The sequence below is a fragment of the Dyadobacter ginsengisoli DSM 21015 genome, assembly GCF_059568735.1.
On the sequence record NZ_JCANTY010000011.1, the window covers coordinates 214617 to 234025 of the forward strand.

A 19409-nucleotide genomic window follows, 5' to 3' on the forward strand; every position below is an offset into this window, starting at 1 on the left:
TATTCGAATCGATATGTCGCTCAACAAATTCTCAGCTATCGTTCGATAAGATTAAACCTCTTAATCAGGGTTTCACGCCGGCCGTCAGGTATTATCAGCACATGAGAAGTCAGGTACAGATTTTCTTTCCATATTCTTTGAACATGATTCAGATTAATGGTCTCCGAACGCCCCAATTTAAAGAACTCAGAAGGCAATTGGCTGGTAAGCCTTCCGAATTTGACTGAGACCAGCAGGGAATCCGAATTCGAAATTCCGTGACGGAAGAGTTCATTACTGGTCAGAAACAGGCTTGTGCTTTTCGCGGCTGCCTTTACATAAATGATCTCTGATGATCTGATGTTCATCAAACCGTCTTTTGTTGGTAACGCAAGAAAGTCGGCATCTTTCCTAATTGGGTTTCCCGTTAAGCCCTCGTCATGATTGTTGAAGGCCAAATCGATTTGCGCTGCTAATTCGCGGACACGCAATGGCTTTTGAAGGAAGGCAGAAGGATAAGTTTCCCTCATACGCTGCCTGACTTCGAACGGTGTGTTTCCCGTAATGTAAATGATCGGGATCCATTTGATTTTCAGGATTTCCGTTGCGGTCATGATCCCGTCCTCCGGGCCATCCAGTTTAATGTCGATTAACGCCAGGTCGACATTTCCTTTTTTCATGATACTCATGGCGGAAACATAGTTTTTTGCAATGCCGGCAATTTTCCAGCCCTGAATTTTCAGGTTTTTCTTGATATCAGTCGCAAGGAGCAGGTCGTCTTCGACAATGAGGATGTTTCGGTCTACATTCATGGATTGGCAAAGTCGGTTTGACCTGAATTTAAAAGTTGGATAAGCGTTTCACCGGCAGGGAAACAAAGTTGAAAACGGCAGCCATGGACCGACTGGAATGTATGCTGGCCTTCCAATTGCGCTGTAAGTAAATCGATAAGCTCCAATCCAAAACCACTCAGGACTGTTTCCACTTCGAAACCGGGACCATTGTCCTGAACCCGGAAATGTACCTCGGAGGAAAGGACTTGGCAGCTTACATAAAGCGCAGGAGACCGGCCTGTGAAAGCATACTTGCAGCAGTTGGTCATTAACTCGTTAACAACCAGCGCAAGGGGTGCCATTTTCTTTACATGTAGTAAAAAAGGCTGCACATCCAGTGATAACCTAACATGAGTCATGCCGTAAACCCTGAGAATGCTCTTAATAAGATCGCCTATGTAAAGTTTGACATCGACGTACATCGGCATCGTATCCTGATAGAGCCGCCGGTGAATGAGAATGATTGATTCAACCCGAAGCAGGCTTTCTTCCAGGAGTTTAGCCGCCGCCTGGTCCCGCGATTGAAGCGATTGCAGGCTAAGGAGATTGGATACAAGTTGAAGATCGTTTTTGGTCCGGTGGTTTTGCTCTTTCACTAACCCAGCGTTGTATTCGCTCAATGTCCTGTATTTCAAATACAATTTGTTGTGCTTGGAGTAAAGTTTACCATACAGCACCGCCGTAATTGAAGAGATAATCAGAAGCAGTCCGACCGCGTACAGAACACGATTCTTTAAAGTGGCGTTGCTTTTCAGTAAAGCCACCTCCTTTCGTTTCGCAATCAAGGCCACTTCTTTCAGTTTTACCTCTTCACTTTTGCGCACCCCCGCTGCGGCCTCGTTACGGTATTGAAGAAATGCACTTTCTCTTAATTCTTCGAGTTTTTCCCTGTATACAAGTGCCAGTTTCCATTCTTTTTTTTGTTGATGATATTCCGCCAGGCTAAGTAACATGGACGTTTTCAGGCTAGGTTTAGAATTTAGTGTTGCAAGCATTTTTTTTGCCTTCATTAGCCAGGGTTCCGCATTTCGCGGGTCTCCATTTTGAAGATATTGATTTGCAATGTCGATTGCCAGTTCGATTCCGTTCGGCAGCAGGCCTTGTTTTTTGTTCAATTCCCAGGCTGCAATTTTAAAAGAGAAGCTTTCGGCAATCTTGTTTTCATGTCTAGAACAAATGCCGAGATATCGATACATTCCTCCTTCATCGATAGGAGAATGCAGCGCCCGGGCGAGTTCCAGCGATTTTCTAAAATTTGCCTTGGCTATGTGTAGGGAAGATCTGAATCTGTGCCGCCGGTTCAGAGCGCTCTTTTCCCACGCGAGCAAATGACTTGTCCCCAACGCACCATAAGCGCTCATCATGCCTTTCGATGAATTCACTTTCCGGAAATTGACCATTGCCAGCCGGGCGTTTCGCAGGGCGTCCAATGGGCTAGCGAGAATAAATTGAATCTCTTGCAATCGCAGGTAGATCTTCCCAATTCCTTCAAAATCTCCCAAAGCCTGCCGTATGCCCAGTGCCTTTTGAAGCCAGGTTTCTGCAATTGCGTAGTTGCCCAGGTTGATGTGGCGTTTTGCCATCAGGTAGGACGCTTCCGCAATTCCTGAAGAATCTCGTTTGAACACTGCTTCATTATAAGACTTAATGTCCCGTTCGAGCCTGGAGATCAGGTCATCCGTATTGCCTTGTGTTGAACTTTGAGCTTGACAGCCGGAACCAACAAGCAGGAATAGGCACAATGACATAGCGACGACTTCAAAGAGAGCACGCCTTGCAAGCATTGATTACATAGAGTTGTAAGTGATAGATCGGGACTTCTATTTGTCAATGTACGAGAAAACAGCGAGCAAATCCTGGCGGATAACTCGCATTTTAAAGAGATTTTTTAAGACGTAGTAAAGTACTTATTCTCAAAGGCATGTTTTGCCAGATTCAGGACAATTAAGTCCGTATTCGCGACCTGATAATTTATTGAGAGCTCAGATACATTTCTTTTGAAATGTAAACACAATCCCAATCGGAAATCCTATTAAAAACAACGGAGCCCAGATGAAAACAAACTTTACAACTTACTCTCGCCTCGCAAAAAAACGCTTGCAATTATTTTTGGTTATGCTTACCCTGGCGCTGCTCACGCCGATTTGGTCATGTAAAAAAACAGATCAGGAGGAACCGGGGCCGGCACCCGAAGAGCCCGGAGAAATGATTACCGACGCTGAATTTTCAATCCGCAAAAATTTATCCAACGAGCTTTTCAGCATTAACTCGGCTGATCTGCAGAAAGACGGAAAATTAATCGTCACAGGCCGCCTCACTAACACAAGCCAAAGCAAAGTCTACCGAATTGATGAAAATGGCCGGCTCGATAAGTCATTTGACATTGACAAGGATGTAAGCTGGCTTGTCGAAAATTTTCGGGACGTGAAAGTGCTTGACAACGGCCGCATCTTGGTTGCAGGTAAATTTACCGTGGGAGGAAAGGAAAGACATCTGATCAGGCTCAATGGCGACGGCTCGTTCGACAAGACTTTCGACATGCCGTCATTCTCAGAAAGCGGGCTTACGTCGCGAGCATATTTGAATAGTCTATATCTTCAGAATGACGGCAAGATACTTGTCGCGGGTTACTTCACATCCGTAAACGGAAAGTACAAAACCGGGTTGGTCCGGTTGAACCAGGACGCCTCTCTCGACGAAACATTCACTTTCGGCCCCATCAACTCTTACAGTTCCGTGACTCATGTACAACTGATGACAGGCGGACAAATGTTTATCACAGGAAGCTTCACGACGACGGTCGGGAGTATCAGGCGGTACATTTCAAAAGTGACCACCAACGGATCGCCTGATCCGGGGTTTATTTTCAGGGAAGTGCTCGAAGGAAGCCCTATCACAGCGCCGTCTATCAATACAATCGCCATCCAGCCGGACGGCAAAATTTTAATCGGTGGCGTTTTTTACAGCATTAATAACACAGAAATAAGAGACGGGCGATATGCCTATGGAGGGTTCGCCAGGCTTCTTGCGGATGGAACACCGGATTTGTCTTTTGAAAAAAACAACAGTTCCGATCACAATTGGGGGACCTTTAACAACATTGTAAGTCTTCCCGGCGGAAAGATTCTGACGGGTCATGAAACTCCATTGGCCGGATATGCCGGATTAAAAGACAGCTACCTGAACATCATGGATCGTAACGGAAAGTTCGAACGAAGCTTGAAACTTGGATTTCTTTCCGGGGACGTTTTTGAAATACTTAAAGTTTCAGATAAAAAATACATCGTCACCGGGTTCTTCGGAAAACAATATGAAGAAAAAACGACACCGATCCTGATCCTCGAAATTAAATAAACAGGCGATTTCGATGCAAATCTTGGAGTAAGGGCTCGAAAAATTCCATGCCCTCCATGGATGCGATCGTCAAGGCAGCAAATGCTTTTGTCGATGCACTTTTTACTATTTTCGTGTTTTAGGCGAAGCATATGCCAACGCCATCACGTCCCGCGCAATCGAACGTGCCGGAACGAAATTCAAAACTGTGAGGGACGATGTTGGAATATGCTCATATTATTGTCAAAAACATGACGAGTAAGGAGCTTTTCTTTCAGCAGATTCGTAAGTATTACCCGATTACCGAAGCGGCAGAATCCGCCTGGGGCGCTTTGCTGCGGGCAAAAACCTATGGAAAAGGAGAATACCTGATTAATGAGGGCCAGATCCCCGGTAAAGTGTCTTTCATCTGCCAGGGGTTGGCTTACCAATCCTATTTTCCGGACGAGGGTGAAATGATTATCAAATATTTTTTCCCTGAAAACAGGATCGCCGCATCTGTCATAGCGACGATGACCCGAACGCCAAGCCGTTTCTCGATCGTAGCCATGGAGGAAACTGTGGTTTTGGAATACGACTTTGCAGAGTTTAGAAAACTTGTCGAACAGCACAATGACCTGGCTCTCTTTTACATTAACTATCTTGAAAAGCATTGGGTGATCGAAAAAGAACCGCTTGAAATTGCCTTCCGCACAGATACGGCCACTAAGCGATACGAGGACTTTTTATTGTCCCATAAACATATTATCCCTCGACTTAAGAAATATCATATCGCCTCCTACCTGGGGATAACCGCCACCCAATTGAGCCGGATTATCTCGGGAAAATAATTCCCGGATTCTCAACATTTGTAAATTTTTTTCTCCTCCTGCCCTTCTAATTTCGTCCTTACCTGAGCCGAACCGGTAATGGGCAGGCATCTGAATTGTCCTTTCAAAATTATTTGGCAATACCGGCTATTGCCGTCACATCAATAATCTTATATCATGGCATCGAAACAAGTAGACGATTTTCTCTCCGGACTCAATCATCCGTTGAAGCACGAGATGGAGGCGATCCGGCAGGTAATTATGGAGGTCGATCCTTCGATCACTGAAGAGGTAAAATGGGGCGGTCCCAATTTCTACTACAAGGGTGACATCGCAACCTTCAGTCCCCGGGTTAAAGACCAGGCGGTGCTTGTTTTCCACCAGGGCGAAACACTGACCCACCGTACCGTGCTGGAACCTGCGCCAAAAGGCAAAGCATATGCCAGATTTAACAGCATGGAAGAAGTAAAAGCCAAAAGCGAAGATTTGAAAGCGGTTATCAGGGAATGGATTCAGCTAATGGATAAAAGTTGAAACGGGAAAGATGATGTAAATGCCGGATTCACTCCATCGGAAGCACCTTGGAAGACGCCATTTTCAATGTGCAGACGGCAGTCAATCTAAATCACCTAGCTTTGCGGTACAGGCTCAAAATAGATAAAAGTTGCCGGTACAGTTATGAAGACATACAAATACGAGGCATTCACGGCTGCCATTGAAAAGAACATCCGAGAAGGTGTTTTCAAGCCCGGGCACAAATTACCGTCTGTCCGGGAGTTGAAACAGCAGTATAACACAAGTATCAGTACAATTCAGAATGGATATGAGTATCTCGTGATCCGCGGACTGGTGGAGAGCGTGCCTAAATCCGGTTACTATGTCAGCAACAGACCCGACGTCGCGATTCCGGAGCCGAAGGGCAAACACCGGGCCGTGGTGAGAGACGCGATCTTCAAGCATCATCTCGAATTAACGACCTCGTTGCGCGCGGGCCGCAAGGTTTCTGAATTTAATGTGGCTGCTCCCGGCGATCTTCTGATCCCGCAAAAGTTGTTGCTACGGGTGATGCAACAGACGATCAGAAGGCACGGAGCAGGTTTGCTGAGATACTACCCTCCCAATGGCTCACTGGAACTGAGAAGCAGTATCGTGCAACGTGCTGCCGCGTACAAGACGATCATCAATCCGGATGAATTGCTGATCTCAGATGGCGCATTGCAGGCATTGTATATCGCTTTGGCCTCCGTTTGCAATGCCGGCGAGGTGATCGCGGTCGAGAGTCCTTGCGTATTTTCAGTGCTGGAAGTAATCAGGGTGCTCAAACTGAAAGTCATTGAGGTGCCGGTTGATTTACACACCGGCTTCGACGTCGATTTTTTCCGAAAGGCCTGCCGGGGCAATACTGTCAAAGCGGTCATCGTCACGCCCAATTTTCATAATCCAACGGGCCTAATGCTGGCTGATACGCAAAAGCGGGCCCTGCTCTCCGCAGCGCAGGAGTTCAATGTGGCAATTATCGAGAACGATATTTACGGAGACCTGCACTTTCACGGGACAAGGCCTTCCACGATCAGAAGCTTCGACGAAAGCGGCCTGGTACTAACCTATTCTTCCTATGCAAAAACACTGGCACCTGGGATACGATTGGGCTGGCTGGCAGCTGGAAAATTTATGCAGCGTGCCGAACAGATCAAGTTTGCATTGGGCAGCACCGTGTCGCCGTTGTACCAGGAAACGGTAAACCGACTCCTGACCGACAGCAGTTACGACCGTCACGTAAGGGCTTTCAGAATGCAGCTGGCCAGAAATGCGTACCACATCACACATTTAATCTCTGATAACTTCCCCGAGAAAACAGCCGTTATCACACCTGCGGGAGGATACAATATCTGGGTAAAAATGCCTGACGATACAGATATGGAGCACTTTTACCGGCAATGCGAAAACATCGGAATAAGGTTTACGCCCGGCTATACTTTTTCATTCTCGGGAACCTTCGACAGGTATTTCCGGGTGGTTTTTGCGGACAAATTCTCTCCCGAAAAAATAGAAGCCATCAAGCTCGCCGGGCAGCGGTCCTATTAAAATCTGTACTGCTTATTTTTACAAAATGTGTATGATGTATTCTACAATGGGCCGTATAATTTTGCCTGAGTACATCAATGCAGAAAAATGCAGATTATCACAAAATTCACAATCGCGACTGATCAGGGAGTGGAAACCCTCCTGATGCTGACCAAGGAACTGGCAATCCAGAAATATGCATCGCTCGTTAGCGGCCCGTTACTGGATCAATACATTCTTGAAAATTTCAATAAGCAGACCCTCATTGCCGAAGTCAACAGCATGTCCAACCAATGGCTGGTCGTTTACGCAGACGGCGTGCCGGCCGGTTATGTTCGCATTACCACCCGGGGCAAAAAGCCACAGGTACTGGAGGGAAAGCGTGCCGTCCGTATTGCCGATTTCGGAATACTCAAAAAGTACGCAGCGCCGGCGATCAGGGATTCGTTGCTGGAAAAATGCCTGGCTGTCTGCAAATCTCACGAAGGTGTGCGGGTATGGATCAATGAACACCTGGAAAGTTCCTTGCCTCAACTCTTCGAGAGCAGAGGGTTTACCAGGGAAAAGGAGGCCTGTCAACTGGACGGGTTGCCTTTGGCATCGATGTTTTTGACGGCGTAAACCGCCGATGAAGCTCATATCCTGTGCGGACTTGATGATGATAGTCAAAGATGTTTCATTCAAAGAGGTATCAACCGGACGCGGATGTCTTTCCTATGAGAAAAACCAGTGAGTCTCATGACCCCCATCACCTTAACCAAACAGCAGGCGAGGAAAATCATTCTTAACGCCACCGGGCTCGCGCGGAAAGCGCAGTTCGGGACGGGGATCGAGGCGGTTTACCGGGTGATCGACCATCTCGGCTTTGTGCAACTCGATACGAATTACGTCGTGGAGCGCGCCCATCATCACGTAATGGCGGCACGCATACCCGACTATCAAAATGAATGGCTTCACCAACTTTGTGAAGATGGCAGTATTTTCGAGTATCTGACCTCAGATGCAGGTTATCTCCCCATGCACGATTTCCGCTTTTCGCTGCCTGTAAAAAAGGCTTTTAAAACGCAAAGGAAACCGCTTACACAGCCGGAAATCAATCTGATGAAAGAGATCATGGATCGGGCCGAACGGGAAGAGTCGCTGATGGTCGGAGATTTTGAAAACGACCGTGTGGAGGCAAGCTCTGGCTGGTGGGATTGGCGGCCTGCGAAAGTTGCGCTGGAAAGACTATATCTCGATGGAAACCTGATGATCAACCGCACCAAAGCATTTCAGAAGGTCTACGTCCTGCCGGTCAACGTCGTGCCGCGGGAAACTGACCTGACCATGCCTTCCGATGAAGAATACGCCCGTTTCGTGATCCGGCGTACATTGGGCGCGCTGGGTGTTTCCTACGTTAAGGAAATGGCCTGGCGGGCGCGTCATGTCAAAGGCAACCTGGTAAAAAAAGAGCTCGAAAAAATGATCCGGACCGGCGAGGTAAAAACGGTAGTTGTCGAAGGCCTGAAAGGGCCGCTATACATGCTTCCCGATCAGGAAACGGATCTCGAAGTATCCGGGGACGTCTTCATCCTTTCACCATTTGACGTCCTGAACGTGTTTCGCCACCGCTTAAAAGACTTCTTCGATTTCGATTACCAGATCGAATGCTTCGTACCTGCTCCGAAGCGCCAATTCGGCTATTTTTCGTTACCCGTGCTGGCGGGGGATACATTCATCGCAAGAATGGATGCCAAGGCCGACCGCAAGCAAAAAGTGCTGGTCGTCCACAACTTGCATTTTGAACCGGTGGCCCTGGATCAGACTATCATTGCCAGGCTTGTCCGGGCTCTGGGCGCATTCGCCAGGTTCAACCAATGCCGGGACATCGTTTTCAAAAAGTCCAACAACGAAACCTATCTGGAAGCGCTCAGCGAAAGTCTTTAAATTTCCCTCCATTTTAACTTAGGTGAAAAATCCCCCGGAAACAACTGTTCAACTTTGGGTTGATAAAACAACTTAAAATTGAAACTATGTCATCTACACCTCTTTCCAATGCGGCAACTGGTAGTCAGGCCGTTGAAACAGCTGGCGCACTGCGTAAACTTTACTTCATTCGCGCTGCTTTTTCGGTTATTTGGGTACTCCTGGTGTCCGTTTTCGCGGAGAAATCCAGGGGATTTGCCCACATACTGCTTATCATCTACCCTGTGTGGGACGTCGCGGGCACGATCCTCGATATCCGCGCTAATCGAAACGGCGCTTCCAGAATACCGCAGTATGTAAATGCGGTGATCAGCGTCGTAACTGCCCTGGCGGTGGGTATTGCGTTGCGAACAGGTATTCCCGAAGCCCTGATGGTGTTTGGCACCTGGGCGATTCTCACCGGCCTGATCCAGCTGGTACTGGGATTGCGTCGTAGAAAATTGCTGGGCGGCCAATGGCCGATGATCATCAGCGGCGGCCAGTCTGCTATTGGTGGGGTATCATTTATTGTTTTGGCCCACGACCCCGCTATGGGAATCGCCAGCCTGGCAGGTTATGCGGCTTTTGGAGCGTTTTACTATCTGCTTGCGGCTTTCCGGCTTTCCAGGACGGCCAACCTTGCGGCCGCATCCTGACACATTTGCCGGACGTTTGTCCGGCTATTTTTTTATCCGTTTTCTGATCCGGCTCAACGAAGGATTGGTTATTCCGAGAAACGACGAAATGTGATAGGCCGGGATACGCTCGACGATGTTGGGATGCTCCTCCAACAATCTCAGGTAACGTTCCTCGTGGGAAAAAAACATGAATTCTTCGGCACGTGTCTGTGCATAGGCAAAAAACAATTCCGCAAGCAACCTGCCAAATCTTGCCCAGTTTGGATTGCTTTCATAGAGGCCGTTGAGATCTTTGTACGAAATAAATACAATTTCTGAATCTTCCATCGCTTCTATAAAGTACCAGCAGGGATTGCGGGAGATGAAACTTCGGAATGAGACGACAAATTGATTTTCTGAGAAAAAGAAAATGTTTTTATCCTTTTCAGTCTTGGGGTCATGATAATAAATCCGGAAGATCCCCTTCACCACTAAACCAAGGTCATTGCAAACCATATTCTGCATATTGAAAAAATCCCCCTTTCTGATTTTCCTCGGCTTCCAGAACAACTGGCTCTCCGCAATGTCTTTATCTGTCAGGGCAGCAAAATTTTTTAGGTGCTGTGCTATAATCTCGTTTTTCTCGGCCATTCCAGAAAGCGAATACATGGAACATTAGGTTACGTCGCGACTGCCAACAGGCAAAACTCCGCAAATTTCGGGAGCCGCACTCTTCAAGATTTTCACCTAGGTAAAAATCGGACAGATTTCTTTCGAAAGTTGGGTATTCAATTAAAAAAATGACGGAAAGTTAAGGAAAATCGGGGGCTACCCACGGGCAACCGCATACCGTTCGAAGTATCCGACCGTTTTTCCGCATCCGGGCCACATCCCTCATGCTTAACATATCCTTTTACACACATACAATACCTTTTCCCCATGAGTTCGTTTAGGGCTCTGTGCCACGCAAGGGTTTCCAATAGCTTTATTACATAGCTTTATTACTAAGTTTTTAGTATAAATATTAATAAATTAGTTTGTTTACTAAAAACTTAGTAATATATTTGATATCAGCGCAATAGGCGTCAACTAAAAAATCATTCGTATATGGAGTTACGTTCTCTTACCCGTGCGGAAGCCGAGATCATGAAGATCATATGGCAGCTCAAAAAAGCATATGTAAAAGACATTCTGGCGAATATGCCTGAGCCAAAGCCTGCATACACGACCGTCGCAACTTTTCTGAAAATTCTTGAGAAAAAACAGATCGTGGGCCATTTAACTTTTGGAAACTCACATGAATATTACCCAATTGTAGGCGAAGAGGCGTATCGGAGATACGAAGTGAAGCAGCTGGTAGAGAACTATTTTGAAAGCTCGGTTACCAACCTTGTTTCATTTTTTGTGATGGACAAAACCCTTAGCGAAAAAGACCTGAATGATCTGGAGGAGTTTATTCGTGAAAAGAAAAAAAACAGTAATTAACCTTTTTTGCCATGGAAGCAATTTCTTACCTGCTGAAAGTAAATTTTTGCTGGGTCCTTTTTGTGGTATCCTACTGGCTGCTTTTCCGAAAGCAGACTTTCTTCGTATGGAACCGCACCTACCTTATCATTTCGCTCCTGATCGCTATGGCTGTTCCGGCGCTGGAATTCCGTCAAACTGCTGCTCAGATTATCGACAACCGGCTGGTCGCCAATGTGATCGAAACTACCACACAGCCGCGAACTACCGGATCGACAATGGAGGTTTGGCCGGTAGCCTTTTTTGTCGCGTATTTTGCGGGAGTTCTGGTTATGCTGGCACTGTTGATCAAAGCTTTGTTTGACATTTCCCGGACGATTCAAACCGGAATGTGCGTCCAGCTCGCCAATTGCAGGCTGGTGATACCTCCAGGCAGGCGGACAGCCGCGGGCTCGTTCTCATTTCTTAAATGGATGGTAGTTTCAGAGGACGACTATGCAAGGCATTTCGATACCATCTTTGCCCATGAGATCGTCCATATCCGGCAATGGCATAGCCTGGATATCTTGCTGGTCGAAATACTGAAAGTGTTTTTTTGGTTCAATCCGGCACTCTGGCTGTATAAGCGTGCATTCAGCGAGGTCCATGAATTCCTGGCAGACCAGGAAGCGCCCGAAAAGGATAGCCATGCGGCCTTTCTGATTTCGTATGCCCGGCAAAGGTTCGACACCAACGTCGGCTGCGGATTCTCCGACAAGTCTTTGTTAAAGCGACGCATCCAGACCCTCTACCAGGGTCGCTCCCCAAAGTGGACGCGCGTGAAATATCTGCTTACCCTGCCATTGGTCGCCGTGTCCGTGCTCCTCATGGCCACCAGAACCTACGAACGACCCAGTGTGGCTATTATGCCGAAAACAGCCGAAAATGCGGGTCGGCGTACAACCGAGCGTGCCGTCACGACAATTTCCTCATCTCGCCGGTTGAGTGAGATAGCTCCGGCAACTGGACATGGAGGCCAAGTTTCAAGGCCAGCCCACGCAACTATCCATAAAGAAAACTACGTATTGCAAAACCTGCACAGTAGCCAGCAAACCAGCACCGATTCCCTCAATGAGCTGAATGGGCTTATTTCGAAACTGACCCATGCTCTCGCGATAGACGACCTGGCAAATGCCAGCGACCTCAGAAGTGAGCTTAATTTAAAGATTGGACTTGAATCGACCCGGTTGCGTAAGGAACAGACGGAAATCCGGTTGCGCGCCGAAAATCTGAAAGCAGGGAGTAATGCTCAAAACAGTTCGGATATAGTTGGCCGTTTACGGGAAAGCGCGCTTGAATCCACGCGGGACGCATATCAATCCCGCCGGACCATGCTGGAAAACATCCGCATGCAATTTGAGGAAGTCGCAAAAGGTTTGCGGAAGCGGTTGAACGAGGTCTCCATGGAAACCGAAAAAAGTACGCAGGAACATATCGTCGCCGATCTGATCGCCGAAGGCATTATTACCAGCAGGGAAAATCTTACCTACCGTCTTCACAACATGTTTCTAGTCGTTAACGGTGTTGAGCAGCCGGCGGCAATCCACCAAAAACTGAAATCGAGATACCTCAAATTCACCTGGACGGAATGGGTGTACAACTGGGATGGCGTTTCCGGTCATCGCTTTACCGGGGTCCGGTTCAATGGGTAGGTCCAACTCCCGGACACCGATCATGAACGTTGCCTTTACGATTCTCTGCGCTGTTATGCGTTTCGTTGCTTTCGGTTGTCGCAACGAGAAGCGTGCTCACTTGAATGAATATGCAATCGTCAAGGCTGGTCTCAGACCGGCATCAATAGCCGCCGAAATTTTTTCACCTCCCAGCAAAGTCGCAACTTCTGATTCATTGTCGGGTAGCTTACTGTAACCAACTGTCAGCCCTGCCAGTTTCGCATGAAGAATCCAGTGTTTACCCAAAACATAAGCCAAGCCCACTTGACCACCCGCTGAATAGGTATGCGTGGGGTCAACGCCAGCCATAATTCGGCTGTAGTTCGCGCTAACTTCCCAATATGGAGTCAAATGCATCGCAGTCATATATTTTCTGAGATAGGGTCGGATACCGATAGACCATGGTTTGCTTGAGCCGGTTCCCATCCAACCCGCGGAGTTCCGGTCATTTATCGCGCTTCCACGAAAGCCAAGTGTGATATCGGCACCGATAAGTACCCGGTTTGGCATAAAAATACCCGTGCCTACCTGAACCAAGGTTGCCGGGTTACGGTAGGATTCATTCGTTTCTTCATCATAATTGGAGCCTTTTGCCAGACTTGAATTGAAAGTACCAGAAATCACCCATCTCCCCGCTGTCAGTGCCGAAACGGCCTTAACTGCTTCCGAAACAGAAGAATGACCTTCACTCGCTAACAAAACAAGTCCCAATTGCAGCCGGTTGAATGAAGCAGGGTATATGTCCGAAATACCCGCCGCCTCAATTGACAAACGTTTGGTGAGTGGGTAAATAAGACCAAGGCGGGCTTGTGGTATGAGGTTGAACGTCTTGTATCTGGACTCCGAGTACCTCACATCTTCATCCCTGAAGTAGGTTAATGATGAATTAGCCGCGAGACTCAATCCTGCTCCGGCATAAACGAAAAATGGCAACACTTTCCAGTACTTACGGACTTGCGGCACAACCGACAACCCATATCCCCGGCTAGGTCTTGAAGCGCCGTTTTCAGTAAACTTCATTGCTTGTGAGAAATAACTGCCATTCAGCTCTAGTCCGAGTGTTAAACCAGACCTTATGAAATGGTGTATTTCCAAACCTAAACCCGGATTCCAGGTGGATGTTTTTATTCCAGGCTGTGAAAAGTGCCAGTAATCCAGATTAAAATTTCCCGATACGATATTTTTACCTTTCTCTATTTGAGCGGCAACGTTGAAGGAAATCAGCAGAACGGCTAAACAAACACCTAAATATTTCATATTAGTATTTAATCATTTTTATCTTTCGGAATCAATGCACAATACAGCTCAACGTCGACGAGGATGACACGGCCTGGATATTCTTCGCTGCTTTTAACAAACTACGGCATCGAAAGCCCGTTTAAGGATGGCAAGAAATAAAAATGTAGCAAACCGATCTGATCTTGCTACTCGCGACAACTTTATTATTTTCATGATTTCAGAAAACCTTGTGACAAAAGCTAGCCTATTGCTGCTTTTATTATTTGCAACAGTATTCTTTCCGTGTTTAGGTCAGAATTTTGGTGAGAATTATACCCGCGAGGTCAACAGGGCGGATTCGCTTTTCCATGAGAGGCAGTATAAAATTGCAGCGGAAACTTACGATAGGGCATTTATTAAAAATGGAGATAAGGCGTACCTTCCTGACCGTTATACAGCCGCGTCAGCCTGGTCTATGGTGGGAGAATTGGATAGTGCATTCTATCATCTGTTTAGAATAATTGACCGGGCAAATTATGATGAACTGGAGAGGGTTCAATCGGATTCGACCTTCCGGAATTTAAGGCGCGACCCCAGGTGGGAAAAGGCGATCGGGTTGATCAAAAACAATAAGGACATTAAGGAGGCAAAGTACAATCGACACCTGATTGCGATCTTAGATACAGTCTTCATCAACGACCAGAAATACCGGTTAACGGTCTACGATACAATAAACAGGTATGGAATGAAATCGCCCCAGGTTGACAACATGAACAAGCTTATTCTCGAAAAGGATAGTATCAATCTTCCGATAATCACTGGAATACTCGACCATTTCGGTTGGCCAGGACCAGAAGTAATCGCACAGCATGGAAAAACGATATTCCTTGTCCTGCAACATGCTGACCTGGCCACCCAACAAAAATACCTGCCGATAATGCGAGACGCGGTAAAGCGTAACGCTGCGGAAAACAGCTCGCTGGCACTGCTCGAAGACCGTGTGGCATTAGGCAAGGGTGGCTGCCAAATTTATGGTAGTCAAATCGGGTTTCACGAAAAAACAAACAGCTACTACGTATTGCCATTGTCGGACCCCGATCACGTTGATGAAAGAAGAAAGGAAATGGGCTTAGGGACTTTGCGGGAATATGCGGCCATCTGGAAAATCAGTTGGGATCAGGATAATCATCGAAAGCATCTCCACAAATTCCTGGGTAGAAAGTCTCTAAGAAAGTACGACTGCTTCAAAAAGTAAATGATCGACATTATTTCTTCCTGACGAAGCTCACTTGCTTTTCTTAAGAATCACATGGGTTGCACCTTTCCCGTATATGGTTTGCATATCGGTGAATCCCAGCCCAGGCAAGTCAATTCCCGCAAATAAGTGTTCACCGGAGCCCAGAAATACCGGGGCGAAAGCAATATGCATTTCATCTAAATACCCCGCTTGCAAAAATTGACGAATCGTTGACACGCCTCCGCCGATGCGTATGTCTTTCCCGTTAGCCGCATTCCTGGCCTTTTCCAGAGCAGATTCGATGCCGTCCGTTATGAAATGAAACACCGTCCCTCCCTCCATGCTCAGGGATTCCCTGGCATAATTTGTTAAAACGAATACGGGAACATGATACGGCGGGTTGTTTCCCCACCAACCTTTCCATTCCTCGTTTGGCCATGGTCCGCGAACAGGCCCGAACATATTGCGCCCCATGATCCAGGCACCCAGGTTTTCAAATGATTTTTCTGCAAAGTCGTTATCCGTTCCTTCCGCCCCTTCTTCTTTGCCATACATCTTCTGAAACATCCTGGTAGGGAACAACCACTCGTGAAGTTCCTCGCCTCTCCCGCCTAAAGGGTTTTCTTTGCTTTGATCAGGCCCGGCTCCGTAACCATCCATTGAAACTGAAAAAGCTGCTACTTTGACTTTGCTCATTGCGACCCATTTTTAGGTTTAATATTCAAGCTTACTCGACCAATCATATGGCGAAAAGCCTCCGAATGGCTCCTACTACTTCAATCACGGCTTCGTAACCGCGCGAATCAGTCACAATCGCCTTCGCCTCGCCATCGAACCCAAAAAATCCAGGCAGAAGACGTTCAAAATCGAGTAAGCTTATGTATTCGGGCACGAAACACCTAGCAGGGCAAAGAATCGGAAAGTATCTTTGTAATCTTATCGTTCTCAAAATACACTTTGCTACTATGCGCCGGCTGTCCAATTTCAACGAGAAAGTGAAAATATCCTTATCCAGGTTGCCCGCAACTCGGTTCACGACGAACATTTTGATCTCAAGGACTCAACCATTGTCGAGAACTTCTTCAGGTAAGATTTGCTATAATTATATAGCTGTTATTACCAAAACAACTTAATTACCGCCGGTCGCAGCGAGCTCGGTATCCCGGGTCCTGTATAAATGTTCACCAACGGTTGCCAGTGTGGACGGATGCAGCCTCTCCCCCAACCCGTAGAATTGTTGAAAGCTCATAATCAAAGGCCGCCATTTGTCGGGGTCGACATGGTCACTGGTCCCGGCCGCCAGAATCGATTCATCGAGGTGTACCCTCAATATCCGCAGTTCAATACTGACACTTCTGATGTTTGCGATGCCGGTTTCTGCTGCAAGCGGGTGAATGGCTACAAATGAGGCTTCCAGCTGAACCTCACATTGACGAACCCTGGGGGCCTTAACCAGGTCGCCGGCTAACGGTGTAAGGCCCGCGCGTTTGAATTTATCGGCTTCATGCCTATATCCCTTTAGCTTTTTTCCTTCCGGCACCGGATTTGACCCGGTGGTCAGCGCCAGACGGTTCACTGCCGACGCCTGATCTGCCGAAGGTAAGTTGAGGACGCATTCCCCGGTCCTGAGGATATTCTCCGTTGTTTTCGAATGGGCGGCAATACCGATCATGCACCGGTATCCCAGCCAGAACACAGAAGAAATGGGTGCCAGGTTATAGCTATGATCTTCATTAACCGTACCGACCAGCACAACCGGGGTGCCGAAATATAAAATAGAGGGATTGCTGATGTGATGCATAAAATTCATTTTCTTTTGCATCAAATTTGGTGACCCCTGCCGTCAGGCAAAACCCGTTTCTTGCTGATCACACTCCGTATGATACACCAGCCTCACTGGGTACACCACCTGTAAAAACTTGTAACCCGTGTACAACCATCCCGACTGCGTCGTGTCTTTCCAATTGCCGAAGAAGCTCGCCGAAGACTGTTTAACAATTATTTTTTCAGGTGATATTTACCCGATGAACCTGAAAAGATTAGTATTAATGACGTATCAGCGTAGTTGACTGCTGCAAGAAAGGGCAACTGATAAGATTTGGTCTCACAATAACGATGCGAAATATGAAAGTACTTAAATTATCGCGGCTGTCATTCCTCTGGATGCTGCTGCTGGGTTGCGATAAAGACGCAGCTGAGCCAGTGTCCGCAGTTCAATGCGTACCTGCCAGATATGTCGGAGCCTATTGCCCCACGAAGGCGCCAACACAGCTTGTCCGCTTTATGAAGCCTAGTAATTACGCAACTCAATTGGATACCAATAACCATGGCGGTATTGTCTATATGGCAGCCGTCATCAATCTTCCTGAACATTTGTGCAAAAGAGATACGATATTTCAATTGCAATTTCATTACGATCCCGAAGCCGAACGCAAAAATCAACCGCTATACTGTCAGTTGAATTTGATGCAGACAAAAATGGTGGTTTACGACGGTGTCAGCAGTACTGCCTGCCCGTAGCCGAGTAAAGCCCGCTTTACCGGTAACTCGCAAAAGAGAATGTGTGCAAGTGGTATGCAACAGATTATTTTACAGGTTCTCGATAAAGTGCCGTATTAAAACCTTTTCAGTTCCGACCACTCCGGACTTTTCCCGAACTTGCCGGCAATAGTGCTGTGCGATTTGTACATTAGCTCACAAACTAACAAGTATTTAGACGATGAGCAATTTTCTATTGACGGCACTCATTTCAATTCCTCAGGAGGCGGGTTACTTTTTTCCCAACAGGCATTTCGAACGCATTTCCGGCAGTCCGCTCTATAGCGCCATGATTGATAAGCTCGAAGCGATCCCACAGGTCGGCAAAATTATTGTCAACACCGATTCCGGCACAATTAAAAATAGCTACGCCCACTCCGGCAAAGTAAAAGTAATCGACGTCTACCGGGCAGAGCCGCAGGAGATCGAATTGGAACTCACCTCGGACAGGGCAACCGCCGCAGTACTCGCACATGCGGAGGGAGAGCATTTCCTCCAACTCGGACCAATTTTCCCATTCCTTAAACAGCAGACAATCGACGACGTGATCGAGACCTACGACAAGTATGTTGTGAATCCTGAGGACCGCAGCTACGATTCCGTCTTCACCATCAGGACCCTGAACCGCAGATACTACGACAGTGATACGGATTTCATACGGGAAGATCGCCCCAACACCTTCGTGGAAGACGGCATATTGCATGTGTTTAGTCGCACCACATTCCTTGCCAACGGCAACCGTAAGGTAGGGAAAAAGCCTTTTGCCTGCGGTATCGACGATATCGAGAACCTGGCGATCGATTCGGAGGAGAATTACCGGCTCGGCATTTTTATCGACGAGAACCGTCATCGCTTTCCCCGTGTTTTCAGGAGATAGGCCATTAACCGGACTGTCGGCGTAACCTGTGCAAGAAGATCTACCGGCCGAGGTTCCATTTTGAACATGAACTTAGAGACACCACATGAATCCGAATCATAAAACAATACTGGAAAAAGCAAATGCCGCCATCACCCGCGGCGACAACGAGGGGTTTTTATCTTTTTGCACGGACGATACGGAATGGACATTTGTAGGCGACAAGACCTTACGGGGGAAGGAAGCCGTCCGGCAGTATATGGTTAAGGCTTATGCGGAGCCTCCAAAGTTCAGGGTCGAAAACTTAATCGCCGAAGGCGAGTTTGTTACAGCACTCGGCAAAATCAGCATGAAGAACGAAGACGGGAGACTGGTCGATTACTCCTACTGCGATGTCTGGCGATTCCAGGACGGCAAAATGGCCGAATTAAAGGCTTTCGTCATCGAAACCGCTCCAAAGTGAATTCACGCGGTTCCTATTCCCCATTGATATCCCCAAGAGAAATCCGCTGTTGGACATCCGGCTGGGCTTTAAGCAGAGAGTTGTGCCGCAGTTTCTGTCGGCAGTGAGCCTATATGCTGATACAATATTTTCAAACCCGAACCAGGAAGTTGTCTCCCGTTCGCCTTTAGTATAGTAAGTTCGGACAAAACCGCTTTCAATTACAAACAGGCCGGAAACAACTTGTCCCTTTTTGACCAGTAAATCGCCTTTCCGATTTGCAAGGCATTTTACTCTCCCGGCAAGGCGCTTTTCGACGTCACCGTCCATATGGCCATATTCCTTAAACTTTTTGATCAGGGC

At 47.3% G+C, this 19409-nt stretch carries 19 protein-coding genes; 13 read left to right on the forward strand and 6 right to left on the reverse strand.

Translation table 11 applies throughout. From position 1 onward, the window contains the following. Window positions 1-35 precede the first annotated feature (35 nt). Both BP71_RS33235 and BP71_RS33240 read right to left on the reverse strand, forming a co-directional pair. Window positions 36-791, reverse strand: coding sequence for a response regulator (locus tag BP71_RS33235; RefSeq protein ID WP_496385966.1), 756 nt, complete (start codon window positions 789-791; stop codon window positions 36-38). Further along, complete coding sequence (locus BP71_RS33240) at window positions 788-2596, reverse strand: sensor histidine kinase (RefSeq protein WP_496385967.1); 1809 nt, start codon at window positions 2594-2596, stop codon at window positions 788-790. The genes BP71_RS33235 and BP71_RS33240 overlap by 4 nt, the downstream gene beginning before the upstream one ends. Before the next feature lie 268 nt (window positions 2597-2864). Between BP71_RS33240 and BP71_RS33245 the strand changes: the two genes are divergently transcribed. The 7 genes from BP71_RS33245 (at window position 2865) to BP71_RS33275 (ending at window position 9618) form a co-directional block, all read left to right on the forward strand. After that, a complete protein-coding gene (locus BP71_RS33245; protein WP_496385968.1) occupies window positions 2865-4166 on the forward strand; it encodes a delta-60 repeat domain-containing protein in 1302 nt (433 codons plus the stop codon). Window positions 4167-4363: 197 nt separating this feature from the next. After that, complete coding sequence (locus BP71_RS33250) at window positions 4364-4975, forward strand: Crp/Fnr family transcriptional regulator (protein WP_496385969.1); 612 nt, start codon at window positions 4364-4366, stop codon at window positions 4973-4975. A gap of 156 nt (window positions 4976-5131) precedes the next feature. After that, on the forward strand, window positions 5132-5488 hold the full coding sequence (locus BP71_RS33255) for a DUF1801 domain-containing protein (RefSeq protein WP_496385970.1): 357 nt from the start codon (window positions 5132-5134) through the stop codon (window positions 5486-5488). A 144-nt stretch (window positions 5489-5632) separates the two neighbouring features. Continuing rightward, window positions 5633-7039 carry an aminotransferase-like domain-containing protein gene (locus tag BP71_RS33260; RefSeq protein ID WP_496385971.1) on the forward strand — a complete coding sequence of 469 codons (1407 nt, stop codon included), beginning with the start codon at window positions 5633-5635 and terminating at the stop codon, window positions 7037-7039. Window positions 7040-7126: 87 nt separating this feature from the next. Further along, window positions 7127-7639 (forward strand): GNAT family N-acetyltransferase, encoded by a 513-nt coding sequence (locus tag BP71_RS33265; RefSeq protein ID WP_496385972.1) that lies wholly within the window; start codon window positions 7127-7129, stop codon window positions 7637-7639. A 117-nt stretch (window positions 7640-7756) separates the two neighbouring features. Continuing rightward, entirely contained in the window at window positions 7757-8944 is a 1188-nt protein-coding gene (locus tag BP71_RS33270; protein WP_496385973.1) for a winged helix-turn-helix domain-containing protein, read from the forward strand. Between the two features lie 86 nt (window positions 8945-9030). Then, window positions 9031-9618 carry a hypothetical protein gene (locus BP71_RS33275; protein ID WP_496385974.1) on the forward strand — a complete coding sequence of 196 codons (588 nt, stop codon included), beginning with the start codon at window positions 9031-9033 and terminating at the stop codon, window positions 9616-9618. 24 nt (window positions 9619-9642) lie between these two features. Here the strand turns inward: BP71_RS33275 and BP71_RS33280 are convergent, their stop codons facing one another. Next, window positions 9643-10248, reverse strand: a complete 606-nt coding sequence (locus tag BP71_RS33280; RefSeq protein ID WP_496385975.1) for a Crp/Fnr family transcriptional regulator — start codon at window positions 10246-10248, stop codon at window positions 9643-9645. Window positions 10249-10686: 438 nt separating this feature from the next. Here BP71_RS33280 and BP71_RS33285 point away from each other — a divergent pair, with 438 nt between their 5' ends. Continuing rightward, the gene (locus BP71_RS33285; protein ID WP_496385977.1) at window positions 10687-11064 is read left to right on the forward strand and encodes a BlaI/MecI/CopY family transcriptional regulator; all 378 of its coding nucleotides are present in this window, start codon (window positions 10687-10689) and stop codon (window positions 11062-11064) included. A gap of 11 nt (window positions 11065-11075) precedes the next feature. Then, window positions 11076-12734, forward strand: a complete 1659-nt coding sequence (locus tag BP71_RS33290; protein ID WP_496385979.1) for a M56 family metallopeptidase — start codon at window positions 11076-11078, stop codon at window positions 12732-12734. A gap of 96 nt (window positions 12735-12830) precedes the next feature. Here the strand turns inward: BP71_RS33290 and BP71_RS33295 are convergent, their stop codons facing one another. Next, on the reverse strand, window positions 12831-14012 hold the full coding sequence (locus BP71_RS33295) for a hypothetical protein (RefSeq protein ID WP_496385980.1): 1182 nt from the start codon (window positions 14010-14012) through the stop codon (window positions 12831-12833). A gap of 127 nt (window positions 14013-14139) precedes the next feature. Here BP71_RS33295 and BP71_RS33300 point away from each other — a divergent pair, with 127 nt between their 5' ends. After that, complete coding sequence (locus tag BP71_RS33300) at window positions 14140-15228, forward strand: DUF6624 domain-containing protein (RefSeq protein ID WP_496385981.1); 1089 nt, start codon at window positions 14140-14142, stop codon at window positions 15226-15228. A 30-nt stretch (window positions 15229-15258) separates the two neighbouring features. Here the strand turns inward: BP71_RS33300 and BP71_RS33305 are convergent, their stop codons facing one another. Next, the gene (locus tag BP71_RS33305; protein ID WP_496385982.1) at window positions 15259-15906 is read right to left on the reverse strand and encodes a dihydrofolate reductase family protein; all 648 of its coding nucleotides are present in this window, start codon (window positions 15904-15906) and stop codon (window positions 15259-15261) included. A gap of 433 nt (window positions 15907-16339) precedes the next feature. Then, window positions 16340-17020, reverse strand: coding sequence for a flavin reductase family protein (locus BP71_RS33310; RefSeq protein WP_496385983.1), 681 nt, complete (start codon window positions 17018-17020; stop codon window positions 16340-16342). Window positions 17021-17334: 314 nt separating this feature from the next. Between BP71_RS33310 and BP71_RS33315 the strand changes: the two genes are divergently transcribed. The 3 genes from BP71_RS33315 (at window position 17335) to BP71_RS33325 (ending at window position 19067) form a co-directional block, all read left to right on the forward strand. Continuing rightward, entirely contained in the window at window positions 17335-17730 is a 396-nt protein-coding gene (locus tag BP71_RS33315) for a hypothetical protein (RefSeq protein WP_496385984.1), read from the forward strand. A 199-nt stretch (window positions 17731-17929) separates the two neighbouring features. Beyond that, complete coding sequence (locus BP71_RS33320) at window positions 17930-18625, forward strand: cytidylyltransferase domain-containing protein (RefSeq protein WP_496385985.1); 696 nt, start codon at window positions 17930-17932, stop codon at window positions 18623-18625. 85 nt (window positions 18626-18710) lie between these two features. Further along, entirely contained in the window at window positions 18711-19067 is a 357-nt protein-coding gene (locus BP71_RS33325; protein WP_496385987.1) for a nuclear transport factor 2 family protein, read from the forward strand. The last annotated feature ends 342 nt before the right edge of the window (window positions 19068-19409 follow it).